The sequence below is a fragment of the Agrobacterium sp. 5Ca50 genome (assembly GCF_055381905.1).
This window is the reverse complement of record NZ_AP026439.1, coordinates 649582-664529: the sequence shown is the minus strand read 5'-3', so window position 1 is coordinate 664529 and position 14948 is coordinate 649582. Positions and strand designations below refer to the sequence as shown.

13 protein-coding genes are annotated in these 14948 nt (G+C 54.4%); 1 reads left to right on the top strand and 12 read right to left on the bottom strand.

Features of this window, described 5'->3' with window-relative positions; genetic code table 11:
• Positions 1 to 49: 49 nt before the first annotated feature.
• From nirD to ACZ5FM_RS20565, 12 genes are all read right to left on the bottom strand, one after another.
• Entirely contained in the window at positions 50 to 382 is a 333-nt protein-coding gene (nirD, locus tag ACZ5FM_RS20620; protein WP_464040587.1) for a nitrite reductase small subunit NirD, read from the bottom strand.
• Between the two features lie 4 nt (positions 383 to 386).
• Positions 387 to 2834, bottom strand: coding sequence for a nitrite reductase large subunit NirB (gene nirB, locus ACZ5FM_RS20615; RefSeq protein ID WP_464040586.1), 2448 nt, complete (start codon positions 2832 to 2834; stop codon positions 387 to 389).
• A 4-nt stretch (positions 2835 to 2838) separates the two neighbouring features.
• Positions 2839 to 3636 carry an ABC transporter ATP-binding protein gene (locus ACZ5FM_RS20610; RefSeq protein ID WP_192489293.1) on the bottom strand — a complete coding sequence of 266 codons (798 nt, stop codon included), beginning with the start codon at positions 3634 to 3636 and terminating at the stop codon, positions 2839 to 2841.
• 10 nt (positions 3637 to 3646) lie between these two features.
• Entirely contained in the window at positions 3647 to 4540 is an 894-nt protein-coding gene (gene ntrB, locus ACZ5FM_RS20605) for a nitrate ABC transporter permease (RefSeq protein ID WP_312947654.1), read from the bottom strand.
• A gap of 117 nt (positions 4541 to 4657) precedes the next feature.
• Complete coding sequence (locus ACZ5FM_RS20600; protein WP_464040585.1) at positions 4658 to 5956, bottom strand: CmpA/NrtA family ABC transporter substrate-binding protein; 1299 nt, start codon at positions 5954 to 5956, stop codon at positions 4658 to 4660.
• A 381-nt stretch (positions 5957 to 6337) separates the two neighbouring features.
• The gene (locus ACZ5FM_RS20595; RefSeq protein ID WP_464040584.1) at positions 6338 to 7633 is read right to left on the bottom strand and encodes a CmpA/NrtA family ABC transporter substrate-binding protein; all 1296 of its coding nucleotides are present in this window, start codon (positions 7631 to 7633) and stop codon (positions 6338 to 6340) included.
• A gap of 64 nt (positions 7634 to 7697) precedes the next feature.
• Positions 7698 to 8297 carry an ANTAR domain-containing response regulator gene (locus tag ACZ5FM_RS20590; protein WP_192489451.1) on the bottom strand — a complete coding sequence of 200 codons (600 nt, stop codon included), beginning with the start codon at positions 8295 to 8297 and terminating at the stop codon, positions 7698 to 7700.
• Positions 8298 to 8359: 62 nt separating this feature from the next.
• A complete protein-coding gene (locus tag ACZ5FM_RS20585; protein WP_275642451.1) occupies positions 8360 to 9112 on the bottom strand; it encodes an ABC transporter ATP-binding protein in 753 nt (250 codons plus the stop codon).
• Complete coding sequence (locus tag ACZ5FM_RS20580; RefSeq protein WP_464040583.1) at positions 9109 to 9918, bottom strand: ATP-binding cassette domain-containing protein; 810 nt, start codon at positions 9916 to 9918, stop codon at positions 9109 to 9111. Before ACZ5FM_RS20580 ends, ACZ5FM_RS20585 begins: the two co-directional genes overlap by 4 nt.
• Positions 9915 to 10778 (bottom strand): ABC transporter permease, encoded by an 864-nt coding sequence (locus ACZ5FM_RS20575; protein WP_464040582.1) that lies wholly within the window; start codon positions 10776 to 10778, stop codon positions 9915 to 9917. The genes ACZ5FM_RS20580 and ACZ5FM_RS20575 overlap by 4 nt, the downstream gene beginning before the upstream one ends.
• Positions 10775 to 11740, bottom strand: coding sequence for an ABC transporter permease (locus ACZ5FM_RS20570; protein ID WP_464041063.1), 966 nt, complete (start codon positions 11738 to 11740; stop codon positions 10775 to 10777). Before ACZ5FM_RS20570 ends, ACZ5FM_RS20575 begins: the two co-directional genes overlap by 4 nt.
• Before the next feature lie 173 nt (positions 11741 to 11913).
• Positions 11914 to 13437, bottom strand: a complete 1524-nt coding sequence (locus tag ACZ5FM_RS20565) for an ABC transporter substrate-binding protein (RefSeq protein WP_464040581.1) — start codon at positions 13435 to 13437, stop codon at positions 11914 to 11916.
• Positions 13438 to 13672: 235 nt separating this feature from the next.
• On the opposite strand from ACZ5FM_RS20565, the gene ACZ5FM_RS20560 reads away from it, so the two are divergent.
• Positions 13673 to 14899 carry a M24 family metallopeptidase gene (locus tag ACZ5FM_RS20560; protein ID WP_464041061.1) on the top strand — a complete coding sequence of 409 codons (1227 nt, stop codon included), beginning with the start codon at positions 13673 to 13675 and terminating at the stop codon, positions 14897 to 14899.
• Positions 14900 to 14948 lie beyond the last annotated feature (49 nt).

Here is a 14948-nt window from a genome sequence, read left to right as displayed (position 1 = left end):
AGAAAATGGCGCAGGCGTTTTCGAATGCAGGACCGCGACTAGAATACGGTTATTCTGCCGCGATCATCAGCGCTTCAAGCGCAATGGCCAACATGCCGTCAACGTTGCGGACCGGAATGGTTCTCACCTCCCCCTCATCCGCTCCCAAGGCCTTCCCCGTCTCAAGCGAGATCACCCAGTTGTGCAATGGACATGTAACGGACGCGCCATGGACGATGCCCTGTGAAAGCGGACCGCCCTTGTGCGGGCAATGATCTTCAATTGCAAAGATCTGATCGTCCGCTGTGCGGAAAACGGCAATCTTCCCCATAGGCGTTTTCACGCAGCGCGCACCTCGCTGTGGAATATCCGAGACATGACCAATTTCGACCCAGTTGCTCATGGCTTTACTCCGCGGCCTGATTAAAACCGATGGTCGCCATCGGATTGAACTCATGTTTATGTTCGCCCGACACACGTTCGGACCATGGGTCGACCTGCGCAAATTTCTGACTGAACACAAAGCGGTCGTAATACGCGCGCCGCTTTTCGCCATCCTCCATAATCTGGCGGCGAACCTCGTCGTAACCGATACGCTTGGCCCATTTGTAGATGCGCTCAAGATACCGCGCCTGTTCACGGTACATCTGGGTCAGAGCCACAATGTGCTCAAGTGCCTCATCCTCGGCCTTAACAAGACCAAGAACCTCGGTCCCCTTGATATCCAGACCGGCGGCACCGGCGAAATGGATTTCGAAACCGGAATCCACGCAGATGACACCGATATCCTTGCAGGTCGCCTCAGCACAGTTGCGTGGACAACCTGACACGGCCAGCTTCAATTTTGCAGGTGTCCAGGAACCCCACATGAACTTTTCGATGCGCACACCAAATCCGGTCGAATCCTGTGTTCCAAAGCGGCACCACTGCTGGCCAACGCAGGTTTTCACCGTCCGCAGACCCTTGGCGTAGGCCTGGCCGGAAATGAACCCGGCCTTGCCAAGATCAGCCCATACCGCTGGCAAATCCTCTTTCTCGATCCCCAACAGGTCGATACGCTGGCCGCCTGTAACTTTCACAAGGGGAATTTCGAACTTGTCGACAACGTCGGCGATTGCGCGCAATTCATTGGCATTGGTCACACCGCCCCACATGCGCGGCACAACAGAATAGGTGCCATCCTTTTGAATATTTGCGTGAACGCGCTCGTTGATGAAACGGGACTGGTAATCGTCGGCATATTCATCTGGCCAGCCACAGACGAGGTAGTAGTTCAGCGCCGGGCGACATTTCGCGCAACCGCATGATGTCTTCCATTCCAGCTCCTGCATGACAGCAGGAATTGACTTCAGACCCTTGGCTTTGATCAGTCGGCGAACATCATCATGGCCAAGATCCGTACATTTGCACATCGGTTGAACGGCTGCCGGATTGTAACTGTCGCCAAGCGTCAGGGTCATCAACTGCTCAACCAGACCCGTACAGTTGCCACAGGAGGCAGAGGCCTTGGTGTGGGCACGAACGTCGTCAAGGCTCGTCAGACCCTTTGATGTAATGGCACTGACGATCTGTCCCTTGCAGACGCCGTTACAGCCGCATATTTCCGCATCAGCTGACAAGGCTGCTACTGCCGCCATCGGATCGAGCGGAGAACCACCCTGATAGGCTTGCCCGAAAATCAGTGTATCCCGCATTTCGGAGACATTCGTGCCTTTCTTCAACAGGTCGAAGAACCACGAGCCATCCGAGGTTTCACCGTAAAGCACAGCACCGATAATACGGTTTTCTTTAAGGATCAGGCGTTTGTAGACGCCGGCCGTGGCATCACGCAGCACGATCTCTTCACGGTCGTCACCCTCGGCAAAATCACCTGCAGAAAACAGATTGATGCCTGTGACCTTCAGCTTAGTATTGGTAACGGAGCCATGATATTCCGCTTGGCCGCCAGTCAGCCTGTCGGCCAAAACCTTTGCACTTTCATAAAGCGGAGCGACAAGGCCGTAGCACATGCCACGATGTTCGGCACATTCACCCAACGCATAGATCGAAGCATCAGAGGTCATCATGCCATCGTCGACCACGATACCTCGGTTGACGGTAAGGCCAGCATCCTTCGCAAGCCCGGCGGACGGACGAATGCCGACCGCCATAACCACCATCTCACCTGGTATGATGCGGCCATCTTCGAGTTCAATACCCTCCACCTTATCCGCACCGAGAATACGCTTGGTGTTGGCTTTGGTGATGATGTCGATACCGCGATCCGTGAGAGCCTTTTCAAGAAGATAGGCAGAGGCGGGGTCAAGCTGGCGCTCCATGATGGTCGGCATCAGGTGAATGACGGTAACGTCCATTCCCTGACGCTTCAGCCCATAGGCTGCTTCAAGCCCCAAAAGACCAGCCCCGATGACAATTGCCCGGCCGCCACGCTGCGAGATATCCAGCATCTTCGTGACATCATCAAGATCACGATAGGCCAGAACACCCGGTAACTGGTGCCCCGGAACAGGGATGATGAATGGCGAGGAGCCGGTGGCAATAACCAGCTTGTCGTAGGAAACTGTAATACCGTTTTCGCTGGTTACTGTCTTGCGATCACGATCAATTCCGGAGACCTTGGCTCCCTTGTGCAATGTCACATTATTTGCCGCATACCATTCATCCGAATGAATGATGATATCTTCATAATCCTTCTCGCCGGAAAGCACCGGTGACAGCATGATACGGTCGTAGTTAACTCTAGGCTCGGCATTAAAAATCGTAACATCATAAAGGCCTGGAGCCGTCTCAAACAGATTTTCGAGCATGCGGCCCGGAGCCATGCCGTTGCCGATAATGACAAGTTTTTGCGTCATGGTTTCACTCCGCGGCTTCAACAAAACGGTGACGTTCGTAAAGGAACTTCAAAACGGCTTCTCGGCATTTGAGGTAGGTTTTGTCGGCCGCAAGTTCGATCCGGTTGCGTGGTCGAGACAGCGGCACGTCAAGCACTTCACCGATATGGGCGGCTGGTCCGTTGGTCATCATGACAATGCGATCGGACAGCAGCACCGCTTCGTCGACATCATGGGTAATCATCACCATGGTGTTCCCGAGGCGGGCATGGATTTCCATCACCGCGTCCTGGAGATGCGCACGTGTCAGCGCATCCAGCGCGCCAAACGGCTCATCCAGCAACAGAATTTTTGGCTCCATAGAAAGTGCCCGGGCAATGCCGACACGCTGTTTCATGCCACCGGAAATTTCCGAGGGTTTCTTGTCCCGGGCGTGCCCCATCTGAACCAGATCAAGATTGCGCATGACCCAGTCATGCCGCTCTGATTTGCTTTTGGTGGAGCTGAATACTTTTTCAACCGCCAGATTGACGTTCTCGTAGACCGACAGCCAGGGAAGCAGGCTGTGGTTCTGGAATACGACGGCACGTTCCGGGCCCGGTTCATTCACCTCACGGTTTTCAAGCAAAACCGCGCCAGAAGACACCTTGGTGAGGCCTGCAATCAGGTTCAGCATCGTCGATTTTCCGCATCCGGAATGGCCGATGACCGACACAAACTCACCTTTGTCGATGGTGAGGTTGATGCCTTTCAATACCTCGGCCCGAGAACCACCCTTGTCGAAATATTTGTCGATATGATCAAGCTTGAGATAAGCATTCATGATGGGCTCCTCAATTTGCCGCGGCGCCACGGGTGATGAATTTTCCAAGTGCGGCCACCAGCTTGTCGAGGACAAAGCCGACCACACCGATATATGCTAACGCGACGATGATGTCGGGCAGCCGCGATGAATTCCACGCATCCCAGATGAAGAAGCCAATACCGACACCACCCGTCAGCATCTCGGCTGCAACAATAGCCAGCCAGGACAGGCCAACACCAATGCGAAGCCCGGTGAAAATGTACGGCGCGGCGGACGGCAGCATAATTTTGAAGAAAAACTCTAGCTGATTGAGCCGCAACACCTTGGCGACGTTGCGATAGTCCTGCGGAATGTTACGCACACCCACGGCCGTATTGATGATGACCGGCCAGATCGACGTGATGAAAATCACAAAAATTGCCGATGGATTACTGTCTTGAAACGCTGCAAGCGAAAGCGGAAGCCAGGCAAGCGGCGGTACTGTACGCAGCACCTGAAAGATTGGATCGAGACCACGCATGGCCCATATCGATTGTCCGATGACAGCACCGACCACGACGCCGGCAATCGCGGCAAGACCAAACCCGTAAGCGACACGCTCCAGCGACACCAGGACACGCCAGCCAAGACCGATATCCTGCGAGCCGTAGTTGAAGAAAGGATAGGCAATCAGGTCATAGCTTTCCTGAAAAACCTGGCTGGGAGGCGGCAAGGTCGCACCTGGGGCAGAACAGAGAAACTGCCAGATCCCCAGCATCATCACCAAGACCACCAGAGGCGGCAGCGTATTGCGTGCAGCAGCAATACCAATTTGGTCAAACCGAAAACGCGAAGCAGGCTTCGTCGTCAGTGTCACGACTGTCGCCTTGGAAATCTTCGGCTTTTCCGGTTGCGGTTGCAATTCACGGGCCAATGCAGACATGAATTATTCCTTTAAAATCAATTGTATGCCGTGGGGATATGCCCGCCGGTCGGACCGCACCAAAGAGGGGAACGAAAGGGTGCGACGCTAAGGCATGACACATCCCCGCTCTCCTCCTCAGGAGGCAACTTTGATGCTGAGACTTTCGAGATAGGATGATGGGTTTTCCGGATCGAAGACCTTGCCGTCGAAGAATGTTTCCTTGCCACGCGAAGGTGAGGCAGGAATATCGGCAGCAGCGACGCCAAGCGCTTGCGCTGCTTCCCGCCACAGGTCCTCGCGGTTGACCTGATCGACCAGCGCCTTGATATCAGTGTCTGGTGCAAACTTGCCCCAGCGGGCATTTTCAGCAATGAACCACGTGTCGTGGCTCTTGTATGGATAAGACGCACCGTCTTTCCAGAACTTCATATAGAGATCACTGCCGTGAACGAAACGTTCATTGCCGTAGTTGATGTCGCCTTTTAGGCGGCCCAAAACATCTTTCGGGGGCACGTTAAACCATTGACGCTTGCCAAGGATCGTCGACATCTCATCCTTGTTGTCCATGCTGTCGCACCACTGCTGCGCCTCCATCACGGCCATGAGCAGGGCCTTTGCAGCATTTGGATTTTTCTCGACCCAATCGGCACGCATGCCGAGCGCCTTTTCGGGATGTCCCTTCCACAGCTCGCCGGTGGTACAGGCTGTGAAGCCGATACCCTGATTGACGAGTTGCTCATTCCACGGTTCACCAACACAGAAAACATCCATGTTGCCAACCTTCATATTGGCGACCATCTGCGGAGGAGGAACGACAATGGTGGACACGTCCTTGTCGGGATCGATACCACCCGCAGCCAGCCAATAGCGGATCCACAGATCGTGTGTTCCACCAGGGAACGTCATGGCGGCCTTGATTTCTTTGCCTTCAGCTTTCTTTTTTTCAAACGCTGCCTTCAATTTCGACGCATCAAGCTGAACGCCTGTCTCGGCATATTCCTTGGCGACCGAAATGCCCTGACTATCAAGGTTGAGGCGAGCAAGAATTGCCATCGGCACCGGCACATTGTTTTGCGTTACCTTACCGGTATGCATGAGATAAGGCATTGGCGTCAGAATATGCGCGCCATCAATGCCGTTAGAGGCACCACCCAGCACCAGATTATCGCGTGTCGCACCCCAGGACGCCTGCTTGATAACCTCAACATCCGGCATGCCATGTTTGGCAAACAGGCCTTTTTCCGCTGCCACCACCAAAGGAGCGGCATCCGTCAGGGCGATATAACCGAGCTTTGCCCCTGTCACTTCCGGAGTGGAAGCGGCAGCAAAGGCACCGGATGGAAATGCTGACCGGACCGCCGTAATCAGGGCAGCGGTTGCTGTGGTTTTCAAAAGACCGCGGCGACTAACAGAACCCGTGAGTATATTTTTCATTCGCATGTTCCCCTTTTGGTGACCACCAGAACGGTGGTTTGTTTCTTGCGAAAAAAATCCGGAAATAAAAAAAAACGCCGCTCGGATATTGCGCCATCAGGATCCAATGTCCCGGGCAGCAAAACCTTGCGACGTCCGTGTCTTCTGTGGGTGCATATCTCGCACCCAGCTTGCCGCGATCTCCATTGACCGCTGCGCAAAATACAAAGCAATCAGCGTGCCAATTCGAAAACCGGACAACAAAGCGCTGTATTCTAACGATTATTTTGAAAGGAACATTAAACGCCTATTTTTTAGGCCGCACAAGAATAGGGTGTTATTTATGCAATTGCTGAAAAGCACGAAACCTGTTTTGGGCAGTGTTTGTGCAGCTTGCAGATTTTATTCGTGATCGCGACGTGCAAGCTCGCCGGTTTTCCGGCGCACCGCGAATGCCTCTACGTAGCGTTCAATGGAGGCCGGGTCGAACACATGTCCGTCCATGAAACGATCATCAGCATCAGCACCTTCAACGCGAATATCAGCATCAGACGGTAGACTTACGTCCCCGAGTGCTGCGCGATAGATATCAGGCCGATATGCAGATGCGGCGGCATCGGCTCCCTGCGGTGAAAACCTCGTCTGGCCCCAGCGGATCATCTGGCTATATATCCACAGGGCCTGGCTCTGCCGCGGATAATTGGCATGGTCACCATGGAAGGTGAAATAACGGCTGATGACCCGACGGTTGCCGCGATCATCAATGTTGAACTCGCCCGCCAATACATGCCGTAAAATCCCAGACGAAGTGCCGATGTAGCGCGGGTCAGCCAGCACACTGCTGAGCGCATCATGGTTGTCAGGCACATCGCACCACCGCGCCGCCGCATCCAATGCGACCAGCAGTCTCCCCACACATTCCTGCTGCGTTTCGGCCCATTCAGGGCGCATGCCAATGACCTTTTCAGGCGCAGAAGGCCAAATGTCCTGCTTGGCGGCGACAATTTTGCCAACACCACGCTCAGAGGCCACCATGTTCCATGGCGCTCCGACACAAAAACCATCAATAGCGCCTGCCGCCAACGCATCCGAGGTTAGAGGCGGCGGCACGACGACAAGTTTGACATCACGATCAGGATCAATGCCGCCGGCTGCCAGCCAGTACCGGAACTCATAATTGTGCGATGAGAACGGATAGGTCACGCCGAAGGTAGGCTGTGGCTCACCCTGCTCACGCAGAGTTTCAAGCACCCGCTTCAGTGCGACAGCGTTTTCCAGAGCGGTTGCCGTTTCCGAAAGACCGGTCGCTTCGCGCATTTTGACAAAAAGCCGACTGGATAAAGTGATCGCATTGCCTCCACGACCCAGCGAAAACGGTGTGATGGTCGGCGACGGGTTGGAGCCAAGGCCAAGCATCGAGGCTACAGGCATGGGCGACAGCGTGTGCGCTATATCGAACTGGCGAAATGCCAATCTGTCTCGCACGTTCGCCCAGGAAACATCCTTAACCAGATCAAGGCTCAGGCCTTCTTTGGCGGCAAATCCAAATTCCGCGGCAGCAATCAGCACAGACGCATCGACCAGGGGAATGAAGCCAGCGCGCAGTGTGCGCTGTCTGTCGTTACCGATCAATTCCGGCGCAGCATGAGACGCCGGGTTTTCACCCTGTCTGTTGGTTCCACTACCGTTTGCCGTCATGTCATTCACTCCACATCTACCGTCAGTGTGCGCGTGACGCCCGAGGTCAATTCTCCTGCGGGCGTTACATCAGCAAACCGGCAGCCGTCACCACGCTTTGCGCAATTTCAGACAGTTTTTTCTTTTCGTTCATGGCGGTCTGGCGCAGTAACGCAAAAGCTTCCTCTTCGGACAAACCACGCATTTTCATCAAGATGCCCTTGGCGCGCTCAACAATCTTGCGCTCTTCCAGCGCCGATCTCGCCTCCGCCAGTTCACGCTGCAGGCGGCTAAACGCATTAAAGCGACTGACTGCCATATCGAGGATCGGCTTGACCCGCTCCTTCTTCAATCCATCAACAATATAGGCGGAAACACCCGCTTCAACAGCCGCCTCAATCGAGGCTGTGTCAGAGCGGTCCACAAACATGGCAATTGGCCGGCCAACCGTCCGGGTTAACTGGAACAGATGCTCCATCATGTCGCGGTTGGGGTTTTCAATATCGATAACGATAACATCCGGACAGAGCGTCTCGATGGTACGCGCGACACCGTGAACCTCATGAATGACAGTGACACGGCTGTGCCCTGCCTCCCGCAAGCCTTCCTCGATAATGGAAGCACGGATAGCGTTTTCATCAATAACGAGGATTGTCAGGTCCGGGTGCGTCATGGCGCAATTCATGACGCAGCGCAGCACGTTGCGCAATCCCTCATCATTCGAGTTCAGGGGATTGATGAGAATGTTCAGCCGGCCCTGGGCATGCGGGGCGTGCTAGCAAGTAGTTTCTGGGTGTAGAGATGGGAAGGGTTGGCGAGGATATCACGTGTCGCGCCCTGCTCTACGATCTTGCCCTTTTCAAGCACGATCAACCTGTCGCAAAGCATGGAAACGAGTGCAATATCATGCGACACCACAACAAAAGTCATGCGTTTTGACAGGTCCCGCAATAACTCGATGATACGGGCGCGCGTGGAGAGATCGAGGGCACTGACGACCTCGTCGGCGATAATGAGATCGGGGTTTGAGACAATCGCACGGGCAATCGCAATACGTTGACGCTGACCACCGGAAAATTCATGAGGATAACGTCTGAGCGCATCCGCAGGCAGGTCAACCGCTGCCAGAGCCTGCGACACAGCCTGCATGATATCTGTTTCGATTTTGAGAGAACGCAGTGGTTCGGCAATAATATCGAACACACGCTGACGAGGATCAAGCGACGAATAGGGATCCTGAAACACGGCCTGCACGCTGCGACGAAAGCCACGCATGAAACCGCTATTTTTAATATCAAGCGCCTCTCCGCGGAAAGAAACCTGTCCAGCAGACGCTCGCTGAAGCCCAAGCAACAGCTTCAGCATGGTTGTCTTACCTGAACCGGATTCGCCAACAATTCCCAGATTGCTGCCAGCCTCCAGCGTCAGGTTGATATCATGCAACACCGGTTTTCCTGCGGTGTAGGAAAACGACACATTGGACAAATTCAGCAGGCTCATGACGCAATCTCCAACGCCTTGTCAAAGGCACGGGCCGCGGCAACCAACCCCTGCGTATAAGGATGCGCGGGTTGGGAAAACAGGGATCCTACTGGTCCTTGCTCAATCAACTCTCCTTGCCGCAAAACAAGTGCACGTTCGGTCACAGTCGCAACAACTGGCAAGTCGTGACTGATAAACAGCAGCCCCATGCCTTCATCCCGCACGAGCGCCTCAAGCAGTTTCAGAATTTCGGCCTGCGTTGTGACATCAAGTGCAGTTGTCGGTTCATCCGCAATCAGCAGCTTGGGGCGGCAGGCCAAGGCCATTGCGATCGCCGCACGCTGCCGTTGGCCGCCGGAGATTTCATGCGGCCATGACGCGGCAATCCGCTCCGGATCCGGCAATGCAACGCGCTCCAGCAACGCCACAACCCGTTTGTGAATCTCGGCCTTCGAAGCTCTCTGCCCATCGCGTAACGCACGGCGAGATACGACCTCTGCAACTTGGTTGCCAATTCGCATCAATGGATCAAGCGCTGTCATCGGCTCCTGAAATACAGCCGCCACGCTGTTGCCGCGCAAAGGCACGAGGTCACGGTCTTTCGCCCCGATCACCTGCTGTCCATCAAGGATGATGGAGCCGCTTGCTCGCATGGCGTCGGTCAGCAGGCCCATAGCAGCAAGCGCCGTCAATGATTTGCCCGAGCCGGACTCACCAATAAGTCCAACCCGTTCACCCTGTGAGATCGAGAAGGAGATGCCGGAAACCAGCTTGCGGCCTGCGGTTTCGATTTCAAGATTTTCAACCGACAGCAAAACGCTCATCTCTGTCTCCTGCGTGTTGGATCTGCCGCATCACGCAGGCCATCGGCAAACAAGTTCAACCCAATCACCAGAGACACCAGAGCAAGACCCGGAGCAATGGCACCAAAAGGTGCTGTATAAACGGATGCCTGTGCTTCCTGCAGCAATCTGCCCCACGATGCATTGGGGGGTGGCGCGCCAAGTCCAAGATAGGAAAGCGACGCCTCCGCAATGACGGCCAAGCCGAATTGCAGGGCAAAATTGACGATCAATGTCGGCCAGATGTTGGGAAGGACGTGAATACGAACGATGCCCAGCCAGGAGGTTCCAGATATTCTGGAGGCCGTTATGTAATCCATCGCCAAGACACGCTTTGCCAGAATGCGGGTCAGTCTGGCGACAATGGCAGAACCGGCAATACCGATGGCAAGGATTGCAGTCCAAAGGCTGGCTCCATCGCTTGAGGCGACAATCAGCATGGCCAGAAGCAGTGTCGGAAAGGCAATCAGAATATCAAGCGTCGCGGCCAGCACATCATCCAGTGTCTGCGTTGCAAATGCCGAGAGTATGCCAATTGTCACCCCGATCAATGCACTGATGGCAACCGCACCACAGCCGACGATCAGAGCGATCCGCGAGCCAATCATGATTTGTGTCATCAGGTCGCGGCCCAGCCTGTCGGTTCCCGCCCAATGAATGAGCGATGGACCTTCAAGCCTGCCACCGACCATGTCGCTGACACCGTAAGGTGTCCAAAACAGTGACAGAAGCGCAATTGCCAGATGCAGGGCGACAAACAGACCACCAATCAGCAGCGGCAATGGCAGTTTTATCTTCGCTTCGGTTGTCTCCACAGGAAGGGTCATATGATGATCGCTCATACTCCACCTCCTGCTACGCGATTGCGCAATCGCGGATCAATAATTCGTTGCGCCAGATCAGCCGCAAAACCGACAAGCAGCACCAGCAGTGTCGAGATAAAAAGCACGCCCTGAACATTCGGATAGTCGCGCTGTTCAATGCCCAAAAGCAGCATGGAGCCGAGGCCGGGAAGCGAAAACACCCGCTCAACCACCACGGCGCCAAGCAAAGTGGACGCCAGTTCGATACCGCTAATGGAAATGACCGGCACCGCGCCGTTTCGAATTCCGTGGCGGATCAGCGCCTGCGAAAACGTCGCGCCGAGCGCGCGTGCGGTGCGCAGATAATCACTGCCCAGCACATCCTGCGTCGCAGACCGCACATAGCGGATCAACGAGGCTGACATGACGATGGCGATGGTCGCGACGGGAAGCACAAGGGATTGAAACGCGGCAGGCGCAGTTTGCCATCCACGAGACGGAAAGCCGCCCGATGGAAACAGCCGTAGGTTAACCGCAAAAATGCCGACCAGCAGGATACCGATCCAGAAGACCGGAACCGCGATACCGAGCTGTGAAACGACTGATATCACCGTCCCATACCAGCGGTTCTGGCGCACCACCGACAAAATCCCGAGCGGAACAGCAATTGCGATTGCCACAAAAAACGCCATCAGCGTCAGCGGTACTGTCACGATCAACCGTTTGCCGATTTCAGACAGTACAGGCGCGCCACTGACGAATGAGTTTCCAAGGTCAAAACGCGCAAGGCTGCTGATAAAGCGCAAAAACTGCTCATAGAGCGGTAGATCGGAACCAACTTGCCGGCGCGCGGCTTCAATCTGCGCGGCATCGGCACCGACAGAAACCAGCGCATTGGCAGGATCGCCCGGCAGCAGCCGCAGCAAAACAAACAGGACGAGAGAAGCGATAACGACCGACAGGACCAGAATGGCCGAGCGGCGAACAAGATAGGAAAATATGACGCTTACCTCTCAAGCATGAGCTACCGACTTCCGGTCCGCTCATCGGCTGACATTTCACAGTTTGCTGCTGACCATTTCCTTATACAAGATCAACGGATTACAGCAAACGCAGCAACGCCGCCGGAAAATAATTCAGGCGGCGTTCCGTGTCGAGTATAGAGTTTCTCTGCTTATTCGGCTTTGGTGATGTCGTAAGCGAAGAACTGCGAGTTCAATCCGTTCAGCGAATAACCGGTGACCGATTTTTTCGAAACAACGATCTGTGGATAGAGATAGAACCAGTTGCTGGCTGCATCTTCGGCAATGATCTTGTTTGCTTCGGTCAGTTTTGCAGTCTGCTCATCGGTCGTCGCACTGGCTTCCGCCTGCTTGATCAGGTCAACAACCTGAGGGTTGTTATAACCCCAGTAGAAGTCCGGGTTACCGTAGAACACGATATCGCGGTGGTTCACGTGCTCCTGCAGGGTCGCCTGGAAATCATGCGCCTTGTAGATTTTCGTGTACCACTCATTGGCGGTGATGATGTTGATGTTGACCTTCACGCCCACCTTGGCCAGTTCGCTCTGGATAAACTGGGCAGCAATCGGATGTGGGTCGTAGTTCGGCGTGTCGATTGTGAAGGTGAAGCCATCGGGATAACCGGCTTCCTTCAGCAATTCCTTGGCGCTTTCAGGATTGTAGGCGTCGACCTTGGTCAGATCGACATACCATGGATCTGTCGGTGGTACGAAAGAACCGATGAGCGTACCATAATCGCCCCAGACAGCCTTCAGCAACTTCTGGTCATCGATGGCGCGCGCCAGCGCCTTGCGAACCTTGACGTTGTCGAATGGTGCAACGCGGTCATTATACGCAAGGAGAAGCTTGGTGGTGGACTTGCCTTCGCTGACGGTAAATTCAGGATTATCCTTGAACTGCGCCAGAGAATCAGGGCTCTGCACCGAGGTGATCACATCAACCGAACCAGTCAGCAGCGCATTATTTAGCGCAGTCGCTTCGGTGAAATACTGAAAAACAACTTCGCCATTTTTCGGCTTTTCACCCCAGTATTTGTCAAAGCGCTTGATGGCCAGAGACGAACCGCGACGCCAATCTTCGAGCGCATATGGACCGGTACCGTCTTCTTTCGCCTGCAGATCGGTTGAATCGTCATTGACGATCCAGACATAGCTCAGATTGTATGGCAGCGAGATCGACCGAGACGAGAGCTTGATGACAACAGTCTCGTCGTCAGGGGTTTCGATACCGGCAATTGTCTTCAGGCTGTTCTTGCGCGAGCTTTTCGATTCCGGCGCAGCAACGCGTTCAATAGAGAACTTGACGTCCTTCGAGGTCAGCGGCGCACCCGAATGGAAGGTCACACCAGGCTGAAGTTTGAAGGTGTATGTCAAACCATCTTCGCTTGCAGTGAACTCTTTCGACAGGGCGGGCTGTACGGAGCCATCATCATCAAGGCGGAAAAGCGCTTCATAAACGTTGCCATTGAAGGCTTCGTTGATACCCTGACCGGCACCGGCGGTGTTATCAAGGTTTTGCGGCTCATAGAGCGAACCGATATTGATTGTGGCATCCGGATTGTTTTCAGCAGCAAACGCATGGGTGAACACGCCGGCTCCAAGCACGATCGCAAGTGCGGTCGTTACAGCCCGGTTGGTGTGTTTCATGGTGCCGTTGCGGGTTTTGAAACCGCTCATATCATTCTCCTGTTCGAAATTGCTGCCTGTTGTGGCTTGCCGTCGACAGAGATTATACAATCACGCCGATAGGATCGATATCTGGCTGAACACCTATTTATAATTGTTTCATAGAAATTTATCTCGATTAAAGATCGTTACGTAGAGATTTTTTGCTAAATTGGCAGAAGCATGTTTTCGTCGGACAGGATAAACTTCACTCCATCAAATCTGGAATCGACGACAAGAGGACATGATGGCGGATATGGATCGCGAACGGGCGCAGCAACTGCTGGGCGCCTCGGGGCTGGACGGCATGGTTTTATTCCAGCCGGAAACCTTCCGTTATGCGACCGGCATAAGCGCGGGCGTTGCCATCATGTGGGGGCGTGCGGGCTCGGCTATCGCACTGGTCCCGGCCGACAGCACATCGAGGCTCGCCGCAGTCGTCAGCGACCATGTTTTTGCCGGTACAGGCAATTTGCGCCAATCGATCGATCTGCGTTCACACCGCATCTGGATCGATGCCGTGTCTCTTCATGAGACGACCTCGGTTTCAGACATCAATGCGGCCTATCGCAACAGCAATAATATTGGACCGAGGCCTGAAACCTTTGACCAACAGGCATGTTTTCAGCTTCTGGCCGACATCATAAAGGAGCGTGGTCTCGATCATGCACGCCTCGGTGTCGATCTCGAGTTCATGCCCGCAGCCGATTTTGCGAAACTGAAAAAGACGATCCCGACAGTCAACTGGCAGGACGCGTCCGGCATCGTCAAACGGCTGCGGATGATCAAGAATCCCCCTGAAATCCAGCGTTTGCGCAATGCTGCATCCTATGCGGAAGCCGGGCTGCAACTGCTGGCAAAGTCAGCAAAATCTGGCTCCAGCCTCAAGGATTTGTCCACCGCATGGCTCACAGGTGCGACAGAAGCAGCGATCGCCAATGGTGAGGTTCTTTCAGGACACTGGGATTACATCTCCATCGGCGCAGATCTGCAGAACATGGCAGCAACCGTTAAAGACGGCGACCTGATAAAGGCCGATGTCGGTACGCTCGTCGGCGGATACTCATCCGATGGCGCGCGAACATTCGTCTTTGGTCAGCCCTCACCACTCGCCAGCGAAGTCTACAAGGCATTGCTTGAAACGTTTCTTATCGGGGTGGACGCACTCAAACCCGGCAATACATTCGGTCAGGTCCACGCAGTCATGTTGGCAAACATGCGCAAGCTCGGCTTTGAGGAATATTATCGCGGCCATTTCGGCCACTCGGTTGGCGCCGCAGTTGGCATCGAAGAATGGCCATTTATTTCACATGGCAATGACATCACCATAGAACCCAATATGGTGCTGGCATTGGAAGTGCCATTTTATGCCAATGGCCTGGGTGCGCTGATGATTGAGGAGCAATTCCTGATCGCATCCACTGGCGCAGAAACCATGAACCGTCTTTCTCGCGAGCTCGTATCGATCGTTTGAAATTCAAGAATTGATGCGTCAGTCGGTCACTGGCGCATCACGCATCTGC

Coding starts and splice junctions, on each gene's coding strand:
- ACZ5FM_RS20610 (WP_192489293.1), bottom strand. CDS start 3,636: ATGAATGCTTATCTCAAGCTTGATCATATCGACAAATATTTCGACAAG.
- ntrB (WP_312947654.1), bottom strand. CDS start 4,540: ATGTCTGCATTGGCCCGTGAATTGCAACCGCAACCGGAAAAGCCGAAG.
- ACZ5FM_RS20595 (WP_464040584.1), bottom strand. CDS start 7,633: ATGACGGCAAACGGTAGTGGAACCAACAGACAGGGTGAAAACCCGGCG.
- ACZ5FM_RS20560 (WP_464041061.1), top strand. CDS start 13,673: ATGGCGGATATGGATCGCGAACGGGCGCAGCAACTGCTGGGCGCCTCG.
- ACZ5FM_RS20575 (WP_464040582.1), bottom strand. CDS start 10,778: ATGAGCGATCATCATATGACCCTTCCTGTGGAGACAACCGAAGCGAAG.
- ACZ5FM_RS20585 (WP_275642451.1), bottom strand. CDS start 9,112: ATGAGCCTGCTGAATTTGTCCAATGTGTCGTTTTCCTACACCGCAGGA.
- ACZ5FM_RS20565 (WP_464040581.1), bottom strand. CDS start 13,437: ATGAGCGGTTTCAAAACCCGCAACGGCACCATGAAACACACCAACCGG.
- nirD (WP_464040587.1), bottom strand. CDS start 382: ATGAGCAACTGGGTCGAAATTGGTCATGTCTCGGATATTCCACAGCGA.
- ACZ5FM_RS20590 (WP_192489451.1), bottom strand. CDS start 8,297: ATGAATTGCGCCATGACGCACCCGGACCTGACAATCCTCGTTATTGAT.
- ACZ5FM_RS20600 (WP_464040585.1), bottom strand. CDS start 5,956: ATGAAAAATATACTCACGGGTTCTGTTAGTCGCCGCGGTCTTTTGAAA.
- nirB (WP_464040586.1), bottom strand. CDS start 2,834: ATGACGCAAAAACTTGTCATTATCGGCAACGGCATGGCTCCGGGCCGC.
- ACZ5FM_RS20580 (WP_464040583.1), bottom strand. CDS start 9,918: ATGAGCGTTTTGCTGTCGGTTGAAAATCTTGAAATCGAAACCGCAGGC.